This window comes from Sphingobacterium sp. LRF_L2, assembly GCF_965644235.1.
Classification (GTDB): domain Bacteria; phylum Bacteroidota; class Bacteroidia; order Sphingobacteriales; family Sphingobacteriaceae; genus Sphingobacterium.
The window spans coordinates 103575-122468 of record NZ_CBFFRI010000007.1 but is presented as its reverse complement, the minus strand read 5'-3'; the positions used below and the strand labels follow the sequence as shown (position 1 = coordinate 122468).

Sequence of the window (18894 nt, the reverse complement as noted above, 5' to 3'; positions counted from 1 at the left end):
ATTTCCTCTCTGTATTAAGCTTCGACTAATTTTTTAAGTAGTACATTTTTGTATTCCCGAGGAAATACTTTAATGAATTTGTTCTTTTCTGTACCCCAATGTTCTAAAATGAAGCTAGCTCTTTCACTGTTGGTCAAGTTAATATGACGCTTCAATAATGCAATGATGGCGTTCTCGTCTTCTGTATCAAGAGGATCGAGATCAACCATTTCTTGATTACAGTTGTCTCTGAATGTACCTGATATGTCGTATATCCAAGCGATACCACCACTCATACCAGCTGCAAAGTTTCTTCCTGTCGGGCCGAGTATAAGTGCGCGGCCCCCAGTCATGTATTCACATCCATGATCACCGATTCCTTCAACTACTGCTGTTGCTCCGGAATTACGCACCGCAAAACGTTCACCTGCCATACCGTTGATGAAAAGATGTCCAGAAGTGGCTCCGTATAACGCAACGTTACCAATAATGATATTGTCGTGCGCTGTCAAAGGACTATCATCTGTTGGATAAATAGCCAGCTGTGCACCAGATAAACCTTTACCAACATAGTCATTTGCTTCTCCCTCTAATTCGAACGAAAGACCTTTGGCTCCAAATGCGCCAAAAGATTGGCCGGCTGAACCTTCAAATTTAAAATTAATCGTGTTATCAGGTAGACCTTCTGCACCGTACAATTTGGAAATCTCATTGGAGAGCATAGTTCCGATAGTTCGGTCCGTATTTTTGACCTTGAAAGTTCCGAACGCAGGTGTTTTTGTTTCAAGAGCTGATTTTGCCTGAGTTAATAGTCCCCAGTCAAGAATCATACTCATACCATGATCCTGTTCTTGTGTGTTGTATAAACTTTCTGAAGGCTCATTTCTAGCAACGTATAGTATTTTAGAGAAATCGATTTTAGAAGCTTTCCAGTGGTCGATATTTTCCCGTTTTTTCAAGAACTGAGCACGTCCAACCATTTCATTTATTGTCCGGAAGCCTAGTTGCGCCATGATTTCGCGAATTTCTTCTGCTAGGAAACGGAAGAGGTTGACGATATCTTCTGGTTTTCCAGAGAAAAGTTTTTGTAATTCGGGATCTTGCGTTGCCACACCTACAGGACAAGTATTTAAATGGCATTTACGCATCATGATACACCCACCAGCGACGAGAGCTGCTGTTGCAACACCCCACTCTTCTGCGCCAAGTAAAGTTGCAATAACGATATCGCGACCTGTTTTCATTTGTCCGTCAGCTTGAAGAACTACACGGCTACGAAGTTTGTTTTGTACAAGTGTTTGGTGAGCTTCAGCTAATCCCAATTCCCACGGCAAACCTGCATGTTTTATAGAACTGATAGGAGATGCTCCTGTACCACCATCGTAACCAGCTATTAAGATCACATCAGCGTGTGCTTTGGCTACCCCGGCAGCGATTGTTCCTACACCAGCTTTGGAAACCAATTTTACATTAATTCTAGCCTTACGGTTTGCATTTTTGAGGTCGAAGATTAGCTGCGCTAAATCTTCGATCGAGTAGATATCGTGGTGAGGAGGAGGAGATATTAATCCCACTCCAGGAGTAGCGTGACGTAAACGGGCAATAAAATCATTAACCTTGTGTCCAGGAAGCTGTCCTCCTTCACCTGGTTTTGCACCTTGAGCCATTTTGATTTGTATCTCATCGGCTTCAGTAAGGTAATGTGATGTTACACCAAAGCGAGCAGAAGCAACTTGTTTGATTGCAGAACGCATAGAATCACCGTTAGGTAGACGCTCAAAACGCATAGGATCTTCTCCTCCTTCGCCGGTGTTACTTTTTGCACCAATACGGTTCATTGCAATGGCTAAAGTGCTGTGCGCTTCCGTAGAAATGGATCCCATTGACATAGCGCCAGTCGCAAAGCGTTTCATGATGCTTTCAATAGGTTCTACTTCGTCGATAGAAACAGGTGTTCTATGTTTAGCGAAATCCAATAGACCACGTAGCGTATACATACGCTCTTTTTGGTTATTGATTATCGAAGCATATTGTTTATAAGAGTTGTAGTCCGTTGTACGACAGGCTTTTTGTAAAAGGTGTACCGTTTCAGGACTCCAAAGGTGACCTTCGCCACGACGTTTCCACTGATATATACCGCCTTCAGGTAGTAATTTCTTTTCTACACGTGATTCGCCGAATGCGCGCCAATGTTTGGAGAGTGCTTCTTTTGCAATATCGTCTAAGGCAAGACCTCCGATACGGGAAACAGAGCCACAGAAGTAGTTATCTACAACAGATTTATCAATACCTAGCACTTCGAAAATTTGTGCGCCATGGTAAGATTGTAGCGTAGATATTCCCATTTTTGAGAAAATTTTCAGAAGGCCTGCACAAATTGCTTTGACATAGTTTTTCCTTAAATCATCCCAAGCCAAGTCTGTTTCTATCTGTCCCAGTTCTTTCATGGTACGGATAGAAGCCAAAGCCATGTAAGGGTTGATCGCCGTTGCCCCGAAAGCTAATAAACAAGCGAAGTGGTGTACTTCCCAAACGTCACCTGCTTCAACAACTAGACCAACAGCTCCTCTGTTTCCTGTTTTGATGAGGTGGTGATGAACAGCGGATACCGCTAAAATAGATGGTATAGCAGCATGTTGCGAATCTATTGCACGATCGGATAAGATAATGACTTCGAAGCCATCGCGTACCGCGTCATCAGCGTAACGGCAAAGTCTTTCTAGACCTGCTTCCAGAGAACCAGGTTTGCCATCCGCTTGAAAGTAAAGCTGTAAAGTCTTTGCTTGAAATATACCCGTATCAATCGAACGAAGTTTTTCAAGTTCGCTTGACGTTAATATTGGATGTTCTAAGGTAACACAGTGACAGAATTTTTTATCTTCAATCAGGATATTGCCTGCATTTCCTATAAATGTCGCCAAACTCATGACCAGACGTTCACGGATCGGATCAATAGGAGGATTCGTGACCTGCGCGAAAAATTGCTTGAAATAGCTCGATAAATGTTGTGGCTGATCGGAAAGAATAGCAAGAGGGACATCCGTTCCCATTGACCCAATAGGCTCATACCCTGTTAAAGCCATTGGAGTTAAGATCGTCTCCAGATCCTCCCGTGAATAACCAAAAGCCTGTTGGTATTTGAAAACGGATTCTTTCTTTAAATAAGTATAAGTTACACGAGGTTCCTCTAATTCATCCATGCGGATTTTATAGTTGTTTAACCACTCGTTGTAAGGTTGTTGACTGATTAATTCTCCCTTTACCTCTTCGTCGGAACGGATCACACCTTTTTCCATGTCAACAACGAAGATTTTTCCAGGTTGTTGACGTCCTTTTTTAATAATAAGACTTTCTGGGATCGGTAATGCTCCAGCCTCGGATGCGACGATAACTCGGTCGTCTGAGGTAATGGCAAAACGTAATGGACGCAATCCATTACGATCCAAAGTAGCCCCGATAGTTTTACCATCTGTGAAACATAATGCAGCTGGACCATCCCAAGGCTCCATTAGTGTTGCGTGATATTCGTAGAATGCTTTTTTCAAAGGATCCATTTGGGTATTTCCATCCCAAGCCTCAGGAACGAGCATTAACATGACATGTGGTAGACTTCTGCCACTATGGAGCAGGAGTTCTACAACGTTATCAAGACATGCTGAATCTGACTGTCCGCGATCTACAACAGGGAGTAAGATTTGCATCTCCTCTTCTGTAAAATAAGGAGACGACAAGGACCGCGCTCCAGCGTAAAACCAGTTTAGATTACCGGTCAAGGTGTTGATTTCGCCATTATGAGCAATATTGCGGAAGGGCTGTGCCAAAGACCATGACGGGAACGTGTTTGTAGAGAAACGAGAGTGGACTAAACCGAAAGCAGAAACTACTCGAGGATCTTTAAGATCATCGTAATAAGTGCCTACTTGATATGTTGTGAGTTGCCCTTTGTAGATAATAGTTTTGCAAGAAAGCGAAGCTATGTAAAGTGGCAACGGATATTCTTGATGTTGTTTTACTTTTTGGATAATGAAACGTCTTAACACAAATAGTTTCCGTTCGAAATCTTCGGTAGTGGAAACGCCATCGGGACGTGATACGAAAAACTGAACAATTTCAGGTTCTGCACTTAATGCTGTTGGACCGATACCATCACGAGTTACAGGGACCGCCCGAAAACCTAAAAATTTCATTCCGCGTTCCTCAGTTGCAGAAATGATAGCAGCTCGACAAATTGTATTTAACTCTTCTTCTTTAGGAAGGAAAACCATTCCCGTTCCGTAATAACCAGGTTCTTCGAGTTGAATACCTAGATTTATACATTCTTCCCATAAGAATTCATGAGGTAGCTGGATCATAATACCAGCACCATCGCCACTTTCAGGATCACAACCACACGCCCCTCTATGCTCCATGTTTTCTAACATGGTTAAAGCATCTCTGACTTGCTGGTGCGACTTCTGACCTTTGATGTGCGCTACAAAACCTACTCCACAGGCATCGTGCTCAAAGTCGGGGTTATAAAGCCCTTGTTCCGGTAGTCTTTCGTTTATCATTTTCTCCTCAAAATATTAGGTTGCTAATATACAAATAAAAAACATCTTTTGTTAAAGATTTTATAAAAAAATAACTTTGTTGTTAGTTTATTTATAAATAAGAGCGTTTTTTTTATTGATATTGTATTCTTATTCGATAAACTTAGAGAAATGAGAATTTCGTTCTGTAACAGAATTGTGTAAGAGAACAAATTCTGATGAGAGCAAAATCTTGTCATTTTACCTTATATTTAGGCGTTAATCTAAATAAAAATATATGAAGCATGTATTGAAAGTAGTTTTGGCTACTACGTTGTTATTTCTAATTCTCCCTTCGTTGGGTTTTGCCCAAAAGATAAAGATCCTAACAGGAGATTTTGCCTTCTTACGGGATCAACGTATTTTAAATATTGCATTTGATTATAGGGATGTTACGTTCTATAATGAGATGATGTCTGAGCAAACTTACATTAAAAATAGAATGGAAGAGATTGGTTCGAACAAAGGTGAGGCGGAAGCAGAGGTATGGCGGAAGGATTGGGACGACTCCAAGTCGACTACGTTTGTTAATAAATTCTTAGCTTCTATGAATAAGAATTTATCAATTGTTTCTTCTACAGATAATAAGGAGGCAAAATATACACTACTCGTGTCCACGACTTGGATTTATCCAGGTTGGTTTGCAGGGGTGATGAAACAGAAGGCTAAGGTTAGTACAGTTTTGACTTTTATAGAATCTTCGAATCCTGGGAAGATTTTGCTGAAGATAGAAAGTCGGGAAGCTCCCGGTGATGTGGGGTTTGTGGGCGTGCAAAATAATAACGATCGAATAGCTGAAGGGTATGCAAAAACTGCAAAGACTTTGGCAGCATTGATTCAGAAGAATATGTAATCTTTTTTTTGAAAGCTATTAAAGGATCTTTTGGATCAATTTATCAGTGGCCTTACTTTCTCGCTGAGAGAAGAATCTCTCTTTAAATGAATATGGTAAATTATATGATATTTTACTATTTTAAAATTAATTTGCAGCTATGAAAATCATTTCGGTAGAAATTTTTCGGTTAAGTATTCCTATGGAACCTTTTGTCATTGCGACAGGGACGATGTCTTTTGCACAAAATGTGTTTATTCGTGTGCATACAGACGTGGGAATGTATGGGGTTGGCGAATGTTCTGCTTTCCCGATGATTGTTGGTGAAACACAAGATACCTGCCTAGCCTTAGCGAAGGATTTTGCCAGACTTTGGAAAGGTAAAGATCCTTTGGCCATTGTAGATCGGATGTCGGAACTCAATCATTACGTGGCGGGAAATATGACGATTAAATCTGCTTTCGATATGGCGTTGTACGATTTGGCTGCGAAGGATGCAGCTCTTCCTTTGTATAAATTTCTTGGGGGAGAAAAAAAAGAGATTGTTACAGATATTACAGTCGGTATTGGAGAACCAGAAGTTATGGCAGAGAAAGCGCTGTATTTTAAAGAAAGGGGAGCTGAAGTATTGAAAGTTAAATTAGGTAAACACCCGAAAGAAGACGTTATGCGAATACGTGCCATAAGAAGAGTTGTTGGCTTCGATATCCCGTTACGTATTGATGCTAACCAAGGCTGGACATTTGATGAAGCTTTGGAAGCATTACAAGGTCTTGAGCCTTTTAAAATTCAATTTTGTGAGCAACCGATGCGAGCTTATAATGATCATTTATTAGCTGAATTGCGTAGTCAGACAATTATTCCAATTATGGCTGATGAATCTGTTTATTCCCATAGAGATGCGGAGCGTATTTGTCGAAATGATGGTTGTGATTATATCAATATCAAGTTGGCTAAAAGTGGTGGTATAACAGAGGCTATGAAGATCCAACAAGTTGCAAGTGATTACAAAGTTCCTTGTATGATAGGAGGGATGTTGGAATCCCGTCTCGCGTTATCTGCAAAGGTTCATTTTGCCTATGTCGCAAAAAATGTTAAGTTTTATGATTTGGATACCTGTATGATTGGGCATTTAGAGGATCCTGTTCTGGGTGGGGTGCACTTTAATGGTTATCATGTGTCGGTTTCTGACGGAATAGGGATCGGAGCTGATATTCGACCGGAATTTTTAGATCAATGTGAGCGCTGGATCATAGGATAAGGTATCTGTAGGATAAATAAAAACAAGCTACCCCATGTCGGTCAGTTTGTTTACCTTTGTGGGTAGAAAAGAAAATTAAAGAATATGAGTACACAAAAAGGTCCTATTTCTCAGTTTTTGGAGAAAAACTACCTGCATTTCAATGCCGCTGCTCTCGTGGATGCGGCTAAAGGCTATGAAGCTCACCTATTAGATGGTGGTAAGATGTTAATTTCTTTGGGCGGTGCGATGAGTACAGCGGAGTTAGGTATCTCTTTAGCGGAGATGATTCGCCAAGATAAAGTGCAATTTATTTCCTGTACGGGTGCTAACTTAGAAGAAGATGTGATGAATTTAGTGGCTCACTCTCATTATAAACGTGTGCCTAATTATCGTGATTTAACGCCTGAGCAAGAAAGAGAATTGCTTGATCAACACTATAATCGAGTGACTGACACATGTATTCCAGAAGAAGAAGCTTTTCGTCGTTTACAGAAGCATTTAGAAGATGTATGGCATGCTGCAGAAGAAAAGGAAGAGCGTTATTTTCCACATGAGTTTTTGTATCAAGTGGTTAATTCTGGGATATTGGAGCAGTACTATGAAATTGATCCAAAGAATTCTTGGATTGTGGCGGCAGCAGAGAAAAACTTGCCAATTGTGTGTCCAGGATGGGAGGATTCTACTACAGGAAATATTTTCGCTGCAAATGTTATTAAAGGACATTTGAAAGCGAGTACTGTTAAATCAGGTATCGAGTACATGATTTATCTTTCGGAATGGTATCGTGCTAATTCAGGAGGTAAAGGTGTTGGATTCTTCCAGATTGCGGGTGGAATTTCTGGCGATTTCCCAATTTGTGTTGTGCCGATGATGTACCAGGATTTGGAATGGGAAGATGTACCTTTTTGGGCTTATTTTTGCCAGATCTCAGATTCAACAACTTCTTATGGATCTTACTCTGGTGCTGTTCCCAATGAGAAGATTACATGGGGTAAATTAGATATTGATACACCTAAGTTTGTTGTGGAATCGGATGCTACTATTGTGGCTCCTCTAATTTTTTCCTATATCTTAGGACATTAACTCTTGATTTTGCAGGCTTTATTTCTTGAGATGAAGCCTGCAAAATATAAAATTTGTCGAATGAATCTTCTTACAAATAATCCGGCGGCTTTACAGTCTCTCATGTCGGAGACAATTTTTGTATGTGGGGAGGTGGATGCCACTGCTTCCACTCCAGTAATGGTTTCGGTTGGAGGGAGCGATGAAGAGCAAGGTAGCAGAGAAGAATTTATCTACCAAGGTGATAAATCGACAGGTGTGCTATTTATACTGCGTTATCCAGCGTATCCTTATTTTTCACCGCAAGCTGAGGAGGCTTTTACCAAAACGATAGGAGCATTGGGTTTAACTCTAAGTAACGTGGCTGTGGTTAATTTGGCGAATGAGCACAATCCCAATGACTTCAAGCGTATAATGTCCTTCTTTCAACCAACCAAAATTACTCTTTTGGGCGTAGAGCCCGTATCTTTAAAGCTTCCCATAATTGCGCATAATGCTTATATGAAAGGTAAAATTGCGACAGTTTTTAATACTTTTAGTTTTGAGGAAATGTTTGCGGATGTGGAAAAGAAAAAACTTTTTTGGGGTGAGTTTAAAACGTTTATTAGCTCTTTGTAATGGATAAAGGGTTTGTATTCGTATTAATATAATTTATCTCGTTTAATACAACACTATATGGAATTAATTTTTGCTACGAATAATGCTAATAAACTGGAGGAGGTGCAGGCTATCGTTGGGGAGCGATTTATAATCAAATCGTTGGCTGATATTGGCTGTACTGATGATATACCCGAAACTGGGGTTACGTTTGAGGAGAATGCTCAACAGAAAACTGATTTTTTGGTAAACAAATACGGTTTGTATTGCTTTGGCGATGATTCTGGCTTAGAGATTGATGCATTAGGTAAAGAACCTGGTGTTTTTTCTGCTCGTTATTCTGGTACGCGCGATATGGAGAAGAACATTGACTTGGTACTGGAAAAATTGGGGGATAACGCAAATCGTGTCGCGAATTTTCGGACTGTTATATCTTTATATTTGAATGAGCAACAGCATTTTTTTGAGGGTACTATTGAAGGAAGAATTATCACCGAACGCCGTGGTAGTGGAGGGTTTGGTTATGATCCTATATTTATTCCCAATGGATATAGTCAAACTTTTGCGGAGATGACTCCTGCTGAGAAAAATCAAATTAGTCACCGAGCAATCGCTGTACAAAAATTAACAGATTTTTTAAGGGAACGATACAGTTAACACGTTATAAAGAAATAAAAGAAACGTCCCTCAAAATAAAATTTGAGGGACGTTTCTTTTATTTAACGAGCGGAGGTTTTGCCCCTGTGCCTCCTTTTTTAGGTGGATGGGCACCAGGAGAAGGAGGAGTTTTTTCTTCTTTATCCCTTGGCGATAAATCAGACGAATTACTATCGTCCTCTTTTTTGTTATTTGTTTCAGCGGGTTTATCTTTTTCTATTTCACGTTTGCGGTTTATCATATCTTCTTTTGACTTTGGACGGTCTTGAGGTCGCCAGATAAATCCAGGTAAAACTTCATTTTCCTGTGTTACAAGTTTGAAAGGATATACCTTCTGATCCACTTTTCGCATGGTAATGTAATCGATGATCTTTTTGTTTTCCATTTTGATCTTAATCCTCGCACCGCGATCGTGGAACATTTCTGTGATAGTGTTGGTTTTATCGTTTGTTGAGAATACGAGGTTTTCGGCATTTCCATCTACGAATAATCGGTCCATAGCGTTGTTGGCAAAAAATGCAGTAATTTTCCGTCCTTTTAATTGGTTGTATTTGAGAGAGTCTAGAACTGCGTTTACCATAAAAGCATTACCGACTAATAGTGCATTGTCCATTTGTTGATTGACAATTTGCATATATATAGTGTCTGAAGAAATCTGAGATTCCTCAGCCCAAATCATTGGACGTCCCATAAATCGAAACATGGAATCAGCCATACCATAATAAACGGAGTCGGCGACGGCTTGAAGGTCTGATTTGAACATCCGTACATTGTAGTAGGCTTTCACGATCCGGGTTCTTGCTGTATCCAGATAAGCTTGATTCGTACTGTCTTTTATGATGATGTTTGAGCTGTCTGGACGCTGTGCTACATTCAATGCTTTGTTAATTAAGCTATCTGCTTCGGCTTCACGAGGGACGATGGCCTTCTGGCGCATCAAAGAGTCTTGGCGCATCGTTCGAGCGATATCGGTCTCTATCGGCGGTTTTGTAGGTGTTCCGGGTTTCGTCTTTGGGGCATTGGGCTTCAATTGTTCCAATTTTTTTTCGAGAGGTTGTTCTACCTTTTTGATGGGAACTTCGATCTTAAGACTATCTGAAACAAGGCTATCTATAGGGATAGACAAAGAGTCGGATAGCATCATGTCGTGTTCTCCTTCTTCTTCTATGCCAATAGTATCGTCATCACCATAATCGACGTCTTGTTCTTCCTCGAAGGCGCCTCCATCTCGATCTAATTTAAAATCCAGGGCTTTGTAATCTTTCAGCAAAATCATTCGAGAATACAACGTATCAGCTGTCATATAAACTGAATCTACCTTGTTTTTTTCAGGCTTTGGAAGTGCTTGCGTGGAGTCGGCTGCACCAAGAGGTGGGCTATCTTTCAACGGATCGTTAGATTTAGATGTTATGCTTTCGATTTCCTCTATTCGATCTGTTTCTTTGTCCTTTTTACGCTTGGTCTTTTTGGTATCGGACTGTAAAGAATCCGTAGCTAGGCTGTCGACTTTTGTGTTTTCTGTAGAATCGTTTTTGATTAAGGTTATGATGAGCGGTTTTTCTGTCATCGTGATAGATTCATCCGCTTGGTTATAAAGGCCATATCCTCCATAGGCATAGAATTTATCTAAAGTATCTACAAATACCACATTTCTATAAGCTTTTCCCAATCCGCTTTCCCGTTCGTAGTGTAGACTATCTCCTTTTAGAAAACGTGTACCTTCTGTATATAGGTTATTCTTAGAGAAATTGGCAATACCATTTGCTGTATTATAATTCCCTTTTTCTGTATAAAGATTTTCGCCCTTATTTCCCTTAATGTTTGTCGGTCCGAAAAAATAAGTCATTCGTTGCGCAGAATTGTAACGCATGGTATCCGTATATATTTTCACATCGGGTGTTCTCACGACGACTTTATTACGGAAGTAAGCATCTTGGGTTGTCTCAAAATAGTATGCATTTTTTGACGTGATCGTGTCGCCTTTGGAGATTATTCGTCCTCCCCCTGTGTATGTTCCAACTTTATCTCGCATCTTATATACTAGAAAATTTGTCGTTAAAACAGAGGTGGCATCTACCATTCGAACATTGTTGGTTAACGTTGCAATTTGTGGAGTTGCATCATAATGTAATTTGTCTGCATAAATGAGTGTGCCTGAAGGTTGTGTGATTACCACATTACCAAACGCCTCAAAAAATTGACGACCGATTGCATCTTCATAGATGATGCCGCTATCCGCTTTAAGGGTGTTTCCTTTATGTGAGTAGACAGGTTGTATACTACTGAAACCCTTTTGGTCAATAATCGTACTGTACAGTGAGGATACTAGCCTAAGTTCATCTTGTGCAAACAAAGATGTTAGGCAGAAAAGGCTTATTATGAGGGTAAAAAAATGCTTCACGAGGGCAAAAATAGCTAATTAAATAGCAAAAATTTGTTAAAGCAGAAATTTTCCTGACAAATACTTTTGCCTTGAAATAATGTCTTAACTTTGAATCATGGAGTTGATCTACCGATTTGAGAATTATCTAAAAGAAACCCTTGCTATAGACTCAAAATCAAAAATTTTGTTGGCTGTTAGTGGAGGGAAAGATTCCATGTTAATGAGCTCGCTTTTTCTTCAATTAGGGTATGACTGTGTGATAGCACATTGTAATTTTATGTTGCGAGGTGAAGCATCTGAATTAGATGAGGAACTGGTTCTTGGATTTGCAAAGAAGCATGGTGTTCCATGCTTCGTAAAGAGATTTGATACAACGGTATATGCCGAGAATTGTGGAATCTCTATACAAATGGCGGCAAGAGACTTACGTTATGCTTGGTTCGAGGAGTTACGTATAAGGGAAGATGCGGATTGGATTGCCATTGGGCAACATCGTGATGATCATATAGAGACGATGTTACTAAACCTTACGCGAGGAACAGGACTACAGGGATTGCAGGGGATTTTGCCGAAGCGTGGTCATGTCATCCGTCCACTTCTTTTTCTGGCGGCTAACGAGATTGCAGAAGTTGCTTCCAATAAAAATATTATTTACAGAGATGATCAATCCAATTTTTCTACCAAATATGCGCGCAACAAAATTCGGTTGGAAATTATTCCCAAGTTTCGGGAGTTGGCACCGAACTTTGATGAAATTGCCACCGAAAATATCTCGCATTTTCAAGAAACCTATCAACTGCTGCAATCGTTTATAGAGCCTATCCGGTCAACTATTTTTTTTGAAGAGAATGGATTGATTCGAATCGATAGATTGTTGCTCAACAAGCATATTGATCATACGGCCCTTCTATTTGAGCTTTTTAAGCCGTATGGTTTCTCAAAGCAGGTGTTGGAAGATTTACAGAAGAGCTGGGGAGGAGAATCTGGTAGACTTTTTCAGTCTTTAAATTTCGAGCTGTTATTAGATCGAAACAATCTTTGGTTAAGGCCTTTAGATGTTCATCACGAAGACTCGTTTTGGACTTTGGTAGAAAATTCAGATACATTCGAATTTGGGAATAAGCATTTTGAGCAACGTATAGATACCGATGTAGGTCTGAAGATAATGAATGGAAGTGCACAGATTGATTATGATAAACTTATTTTTCCACTTGTGTTACGTTTCTGGAAGGAGGGAGATTATTTTTTTCCATTGGGTATGTCTGGTCGGAAAAAGTTGAGTGATTTTTTTATACAGAATAAGGTGAATCTTTATGAGAAGAAGAATGTTCCCATTTTGATCAATGGAAATGGTGATATCATTTGGGTTGTCAACTATCGTTTAGATAATCGTTATCGTATCACTGAAAGTACAAAAAAAGTGTTTACTTTAGTTTGTAAATAAATACTATGGAAGGACAATATTTATTTGAAGAAAAACAATATTTGGGAAGAGATGCTACATGGATAAGTGTGCGCATGATTTTAGTCTTGTTCTGCTTTATTGCGTATTGTCTTAATTTAGAAAATCTTCCCTCTAGACAGTTATTTTTTATTGTAGGAGTTGGTGTTATCGTTGTATCGTTAATCATGATCTATATGGTGCACTATAAAACTGTAGTTGGTCGTAAGTTTTTGATTTTGAGTGGTCTTTGGTCTTCTAAGCTGGTGAAGATTGATCTTTACAATATTGCAAAAGTCGAGGTGAAGTCTTATAGCTCATTTGTTTTTAATAATCCAGTATATAACTTGCATAAAAATGGAAAAATTCGTTTTTATTCTGGGGGAAAGCAAGCTGTCTGGCTTACGGATAAGGATGGATTAATATATATTATAGGTTCACATAAGCCGCAAGAGTTCGCTCGGGCAGTTTTGGAAGCGAAGAAGAAGTCTTCCTGATAGTCTATTGTTAATTTCTGTTAAGGTATCGATGCTGACATTTAGTTGACGAAAGGGTACATGGAATTTTAGTAAATTTGATAAAAAGGTTAAAAAAATGGAATTGCTTTTAAAATTTATTGTCATATTTTTTGTTGTTTTTTATGGGATGAAGTATCTTTTTAGATTACTAATGCCCTTTGCTTTACGTAAGCTTACAGAAAGAGTTATGCAAAAAGCACAGCAGTCCACTGCTGGAAATGGACATGCAGAATATCGATATACAACAAATAACCCCTTCGATCAGTTTAAGCAGACGAATTCAACGAAAAGAGATGGTGAGATCAAGGTTGATTATATGCCGCAGGAAGATGCTAAATCCCGTAAAGGAACACAGACTGCTGGTGAGTTTATCGATTTCGAAGAGATAAAGTAACAGGTGTAAGCAGTTTTAAAAAGTAAGGGCAAAAATATTTTTGCCCTTACTTTTTATACGCATTTTTTGTTTTGTGTCTATATAGTTATTTTTGGCTTTTTAATCTTGATTCTCTCCGAATGTGGCTAAAACAACTTTCAGTTTTAAATTTTAAGAATTATACGGATGCTTCGATTGAGTTTTCATCGCAGGTAAATGCTTTTGCAGGAGCTAACGGTGCGGGGAAAACGAATTTACTCGATGCTATTCATTATCTGGCTTTGTGCAAGTCCTATTTTAATCCTATTGATTCGCAGCATATAAAAAAGGGAACGGATTGGTTTATGGTACAAGGTGAGTTTGAGCGTGAAGATCTACCTGACACCGTTTCTTGCAGCTTGAAGAGAAACCAGAAGAAGCAATTTAAAAAAAATAAAAAAGATTACACACGTTTGGCAGATCATATCGGTCAATTTCCATTGGTTATGATTTCGCCCAATGATACCGCAATTGTCACAGAAGGAAGTGAGGAACGTCGAAAATTTGTAGATAATGTAATATCACAAACCGATAATCAGTATCTCGATATTTTGATCCAATATAATAAGGTTCTTTTGCAACGAAATACGCTATTGAAGCAAATCCGTGAAAAGGGGATTTTTGATGTAGGTTTACTTGAGGTGTTGGATATGCAATTAAGTGACGTCGGTGAGCGTATTTTCCAACGCAGAAGTCAATTTATGCTCGAATTTCTTCCAGAGTTTGAACGGTATTACGCTTTCCTCACTGAGGAGGCTGAACAGGTGTCACTTACGTACGAGTCAGCCTTGATGTCGCATAGATTTGAATATCTTTTGAAAGAATCTTTTGAAAGGGATCGTATTTTGGAGAGGACCACACAGGGCATTCATAAGGATGATATGCTCTTTACGATTCATGAGGGTATGCCACTCAAGAAATTTGGTTCTCAAGGGCAGCAAAAGTCTTTTCTAATTGCTTTAAAACTGGCGCAGTATAGTTTTTTAAGAAGTAAGAAAAAATACAAACCTCTTCTCTTATTGGATGATATTTTTGATAAACTCGACGAGCGTCGTACAAAAAAATTGATGCAACTTGTGTCCGAGGATGAATTTGGTCAGATTTTCTTAACAGACACTGATGGGGAAAGAATAAAACATATTTTTGATGAAATAGCAAAGCCAATTCGTATTTTTGAAGTGCAAGGAGGTTCTGTTGAAATATAAGAAGAAGTTTGATGAAATCCCGACGAAAGATGATGTCGGAATAAAGGAAGCTGTTGAGAAATGGATTGAAGTATATCGCTTACGCTCTAAATTCGACGAATCCTCTATTGTATCAGCTTGGCCTCAAATTATTGGGATTGCAATCGCAAATAGGACGCAGAAAATTTATATCCACGATAAGAAACTCTTCGTTCGTGTGGAATCTGCCGTGATAAAAAATGAATTAGCTATTATGCGTAGGCAGATTATTGGACGGGTAAATGAATATGTAGGGCATGTTGTCGTTGAGGAATTTATTATCCTTTAAAGCTGTTTTGTGAAGAATCTATTAGATATAGTCGTTTAAATCTCCTTTTCCCTCTCTAACAATTTCAAATTCGCCAGATGTTACGTCTACTATCGTAGAAGGAATGTTCCCGCCATATCCACCGTCGATAACGAGGTCAACTACATCTCTATATTTTTCATAAATAAGTTCGGGATCGGTAGAATATTCTATAATGTCGTCTTCGTCATGTATGGACGAGGTCACAATTGGATTTCCTAATTCCTTGACGATTTCTCGTACAATATTATTATCGGGGATCCGAATACCTACGGTTTTTTTCTTCGAGCTTAACAGCTTAGGAACTTGGCCGCTTGCATTAAAAATAAAAGTGAATGGACCTGGTAATGCCTTTTTTAAAACTCTAAATAATGCAGTGTCAAAAGGCTTGGTATAATTTGATATGGAAGTCAAGTCGTAGCAAATGAAAGAAAGATTTGATTTCTCGACTTTTAAACCTCTTATTTGACATACACGTTCGATAGCCTTATGATTGGTTATGTCACATCCTATACCATAAACTGTATCTGTGGGGTATATAATAACGCCGCCCTTTCTTACTATTTCCACAGCTTGTTGTATGTGTTTAGGATTTGGATTATCGTCGTATATTTTAAGTAGCATATGCTTGTCTTATGAAATGGTGATCGCTATTGATTTTACAATTACATATTGATGAGTAGAATATTTTCCTTGTTTTAAACTAGAACCGCCAAACGTTAAAAATGTTCGGCGGTTCTAGTTTATATCTTAGAATTCAGCATTCTTCGGCGTTCGTGGAAATGGGATTACGTCGCGAATATTGGTCATACCTGTTACAAATAATACTAATCGTTCGAAGCCTACACCAAATCCGGCGTGCGGTGCCGATCCGAATCTTCGTGTATCTAAAAACCAATCCATCTCTTTTTCAGGAATACCTACTTCCGCCATACGCGTTAACAGTTTCTCAAGATCTTCTTCACGCTGTGAACCTCCGACCATTTCTCCTATTCCTGGAAACAAAATATCCATTGCGCGAACTGTTTGACGGCCGTTAGCATCGGGAGCATTTTGCTTCATATAAAAGGATTTTATTTCTCGGGGATAGTCTGTCAGTATTACAGGCTTTTTAAAATGTTTTTCTACGAGATAACGTTCGTGTTCCGATTGTAGATCTGCTCCCCATTCTTCAATAAGATACTTGAATTGCTTTTTCTGGTTGGGCTTACTACGTTTTAAGATTTCAATAGCTTCAGTGTAAGTCACTCGCTCGAACTTATTATCCAAAACAAAGTTAAGTTTTTCAATGAGATCGAACTCAGAACGTTCATTTTGAGGTTTCGATTTTTCTTCTTCTAATAAACGGTTTTTTAGAAATTCAATTTCATCGGGACAATTTTTGAGCGCATATTCGATGACATATTTAAGTAGATCTTCGGCAAGATCCATATTGTCTTCAAGCTCATAGAAAGCCATTTCGGGTTCAATCATCCAAAATTCGGCTAAATGGCGTGTCGTATTGGAGTTTTCAGCTCTGAACGTGGGACCGAAAGTATAGATATTTCCAAACGCCATAGCCGCTAGCTCACCTTCGAGCTGGCCCGATACCGTTAAGTTCGTGGATTTTCCAAAAAAATCCTCTTTATAGTCTATCTCTCCAGATTCTGTACGTGGAGGATTGTTTAAGTCAAGTGTAGTGACGCGAAACATTTCACCAGCACCCTCTGCATCAGATCCCGTGATAATAGGGGTGTGCATATAGACAAAATCACGCTCCCTGAAAAATTGATGTACGGCAAACGATAGTGCGTTACGTACTTTAAAAATAGCATTAAATGTACCCGTCCGAAATCGTAAATGTGCAATTTCACGGAGGAATTCTAGACTATGTTTTTTCGGTTGTAGTGGGAATTTTTCAGGATCTGAATCACCTAAGATAGAGAGTTCTTCTACCTTAATCTCCACACGTTGTCCTTTTCCCAATGATTCGATTAAGGAGCCTTTAATACGCAATGAAGCACCTGTGGTAATACGCTTTAATAGCGTCTCATCTGTATTTTCGAAATCAACGACAGCTTGTATATTATGCATTGAAGAACCATCATTGATAGCGATAAATTGATTATTACGAAATGTTCTAACCCAGCCCTTAACAATAACTTCTTTACCAAAATCTTCCGATTGTAATAGCTCTTTTATACGTGTGTGTTCCATTCTTTTTAGTGTAATAAGCGTCTTTTTCTTTTTAGAATACAAAAATAGTTTATTATTTCCTAAATATGCTATGTATCGCGAAAAAGGTATGTTTTAGACGGGCTGCACACTGTTTTCGTTATTGGCATCAGGTGGATAGAGGTGAGGTATGAAAAAAGCCTTCAAGAAATTTCTCAAAGGCTTTAATATGCTGTATAAAGAAAAGGAGATTATTCGCCTTTCAATACTTTAGTAACTAATTCTGCAGCTTCTTTCAAAAGGATCGCTGAGTAAACTTGTAATCCTGAATCATCAATTAATTTTTTCGCTTCAGCGGCGTTTGTACCTTGAAGGCGAACAATAATTGGCACGGGAATATCACCGATTTCATTGTAGGCATCAATTACACCTTGAGCAACGCGATCACAACGAACGATACCACCGAAAATATTGATTAAGATTGCTTTAACGTTCGGGTCTTTTAAGATGATGTTAAAACCAGCTTTTACAGTTTCTGCATTAGCAGTACCACCGACGTCTAAAAAGTTTGCAGGCTCACCACCAGCTATTTTAATGATATCCATAGTAGCCATCGCTAAACCAGCTCCATTCACCATACAACCTACGTTACCATCTAATTTCACATAGTTCAAGTTTGACGCTCCGGCCTCTACCTCTGTAGGATCTTCTTCTAAGACGTCACGTAAAGCTGCATAATCCGCATGACGGTACAAGGCGTTTTCGTCAAAGTTTACTTTTGCGTCAACAGCTAAGATTTTATCATCGGATGTTTTCAATACAGGGTTAATCTCAAATAAAGAGGCATCGATTGAATCGTATGCTTTATATAGCGCTGCGATGAACTTCACCATGTCTTTGTGAGCTGCACCAGAAAGGCCTAAATTGAACGCTATTTTACGAGCTTGGAAACCTTGTAAGCCAGCTTTAGGATCAACCTCTTCTTTAAAGATTAAATGAGGAGTTTTCTCTGCCACTTCTTCGATGTCCATACCACCTTCAGTAGAATACATGATGATGTTACGTCCTTTTGCACGATCTAACAAAACAGAAACATAAAATTCCTTGATTTCGCTTTCGCCAGGATAGTATACATCTTGTGCAATCAAGACTTTGTGTACTTTTTTTCCTTCAGGTCCTGTTTGTGGTGTAACCAATTGCATACCGATGATGTCGTTGGCACGTTGTGAAACTTCATCGTGGTTTTTCGCCAATTTGACGCCACCACCTTTACCACGACCACCAGCGTGAATTTGTGCTTTCACAACAACCCAGTCCGAATTAAAATCTTCTTTTAATTTCTGTGCAGCTTGTACGGCTTGCTCTGGAGTTTCTGCAAGAATTCCTTCCTGAACCCTTACACCAAAACCTTTAAGTATTTCTTTAGCTTGATATTCGTGAATGTTCATCTTAAAAAATTTGTCGTAAAAATATGATTTTTAAATGGAAGGGGCAAGTAATTCTTTGGTAAAAAAGTAG

General features: G+C 39.0%; 15 protein-coding genes. 10 read left to right on the top strand and 5 right to left on the bottom strand.

Annotation, left to right across the window (positions count from 1 at the left end; translation table 11 throughout):
- Positions 1–14 precede the first annotated feature (14 nt).
- Positions 15–4529 carry a glutamate synthase large subunit gene (gltB, locus tag ACSZOX_RS15210; RefSeq protein ID WP_437920918.1) on the bottom strand — a complete coding sequence of 1505 codons (4515 nt, stop codon included), beginning with the start codon at positions 4527–4529 and terminating at the stop codon, positions 15–17.
- A gap of 256 nt (positions 4530–4785) precedes the next feature.
- On the opposite strand from gltB, the gene ACSZOX_RS15205 reads away from it, so the two are divergent.
- From ACSZOX_RS15205 to rdgB, 5 genes are all read left to right on the top strand, one after another.
- Positions 4786–5400 carry a hypothetical protein gene (locus ACSZOX_RS15205; protein ID WP_437920917.1) on the top strand — a complete coding sequence of 205 codons (615 nt, stop codon included), beginning with the start codon at positions 4786–4788 and terminating at the stop codon, positions 5398–5400.
- Between the two features lie 139 nt (positions 5401–5539).
- Entirely contained in the window at positions 5540–6640 is a 1101-nt protein-coding gene (locus ACSZOX_RS15200) for a mandelate racemase/muconate lactonizing enzyme family protein (RefSeq protein ID WP_437920916.1), read from the top strand.
- An 84-nt stretch (positions 6641–6724) separates the two neighbouring features.
- Positions 6725–7705 carry a deoxyhypusine synthase family protein gene (locus tag ACSZOX_RS15195; protein ID WP_437920915.1) on the top strand — a complete coding sequence of 327 codons (981 nt, stop codon included), beginning with the start codon at positions 6725–6727 and terminating at the stop codon, positions 7703–7705.
- Between the two features lie 60 nt (positions 7706–7765).
- A complete protein-coding gene (locus ACSZOX_RS15190; protein ID WP_437920914.1) occupies positions 7766–8302 on the top strand; it encodes a hypothetical protein in 537 nt (178 codons plus the stop codon).
- 57 nt (positions 8303–8359) lie between these two features.
- Complete coding sequence (rdgB, locus tag ACSZOX_RS15185; RefSeq protein WP_437920913.1) at positions 8360–8938, top strand: RdgB/HAM1 family non-canonical purine NTP pyrophosphatase; 579 nt, start codon at positions 8360–8362, stop codon at positions 8936–8938.
- 58 nt (positions 8939–8996) lie between these two features.
- Here the strand turns inward: rdgB and ACSZOX_RS15180 are convergent, their stop codons facing one another.
- Positions 8997–11339, bottom strand: coding sequence for an OstA-like protein (locus ACSZOX_RS15180; protein ID WP_437920912.1), 2343 nt, complete (start codon positions 11337–11339; stop codon positions 8997–8999).
- 97 nt (positions 11340–11436) lie between these two features.
- Between ACSZOX_RS15180 and tilS the strand changes: the two genes are divergently transcribed.
- From tilS to ACSZOX_RS15155, 5 genes are all read left to right on the top strand, one after another.
- Positions 11437–12765, top strand: a complete 1329-nt coding sequence (gene tilS, locus ACSZOX_RS15175) for a tRNA lysidine(34) synthetase TilS (RefSeq protein ID WP_437920911.1) — start codon at positions 11437–11439, stop codon at positions 12763–12765.
- Between the two features lie 5 nt (positions 12766–12770).
- Positions 12771–13259, top strand: a complete 489-nt coding sequence (locus ACSZOX_RS15170) for a hypothetical protein (RefSeq protein ID WP_437920910.1) — start codon at positions 12771–12773, stop codon at positions 13257–13259.
- Between the two features lie 97 nt (positions 13260–13356).
- The gene (locus ACSZOX_RS15165) at positions 13357–13674 is read left to right on the top strand and encodes a DUF4834 family protein (RefSeq protein ID WP_437920909.1); all 318 of its coding nucleotides are present in this window, start codon (positions 13357–13359) and stop codon (positions 13672–13674) included.
- Positions 13675–13793: 119 nt separating this feature from the next.
- Positions 13794–14897, top strand: coding sequence for a DNA replication/repair protein RecF (recF, locus tag ACSZOX_RS15160; protein ID WP_437920908.1), 1104 nt, complete (start codon positions 13794–13796; stop codon positions 14895–14897).
- Positions 14887–15204, top strand: a complete 318-nt coding sequence (locus ACSZOX_RS15155) for a DUF721 domain-containing protein (RefSeq protein ID WP_437920907.1) — start codon at positions 14887–14889, stop codon at positions 15202–15204. The genes recF and ACSZOX_RS15155 overlap by 11 nt, the downstream gene beginning before the upstream one ends.
- 21 nt (positions 15205–15225) lie before the next feature.
- On the opposite strand, the gene ACSZOX_RS15150 is transcribed toward ACSZOX_RS15155, so the two are convergent.
- From ACSZOX_RS15150 to sucC, 3 genes are all read right to left on the bottom strand, one after another.
- Positions 15226–15846: an L-threonylcarbamoyladenylate synthase gene (locus ACSZOX_RS15150; RefSeq protein WP_437920906.1), complete on the bottom strand. Its 621-nt coding sequence runs from the start codon at positions 15844–15846 to the stop codon at positions 15226–15228.
- Positions 15847–15972: 126 nt separating this feature from the next.
- The gene (gene asnS / locus ACSZOX_RS15145; protein WP_437920905.1) at positions 15973–17418 is read right to left on the bottom strand and encodes an asparagine--tRNA ligase; all 1446 of its coding nucleotides are present in this window, start codon (positions 17416–17418) and stop codon (positions 15973–15975) included.
- Between the two features lie 209 nt (positions 17419–17627).
- Entirely contained in the window at positions 17628–18824 is a 1197-nt protein-coding gene (gene sucC / locus ACSZOX_RS15140; RefSeq protein WP_437920904.1) for an ADP-forming succinate--CoA ligase subunit beta, read from the bottom strand.
- Positions 18825–18894 lie beyond the last annotated feature (70 nt).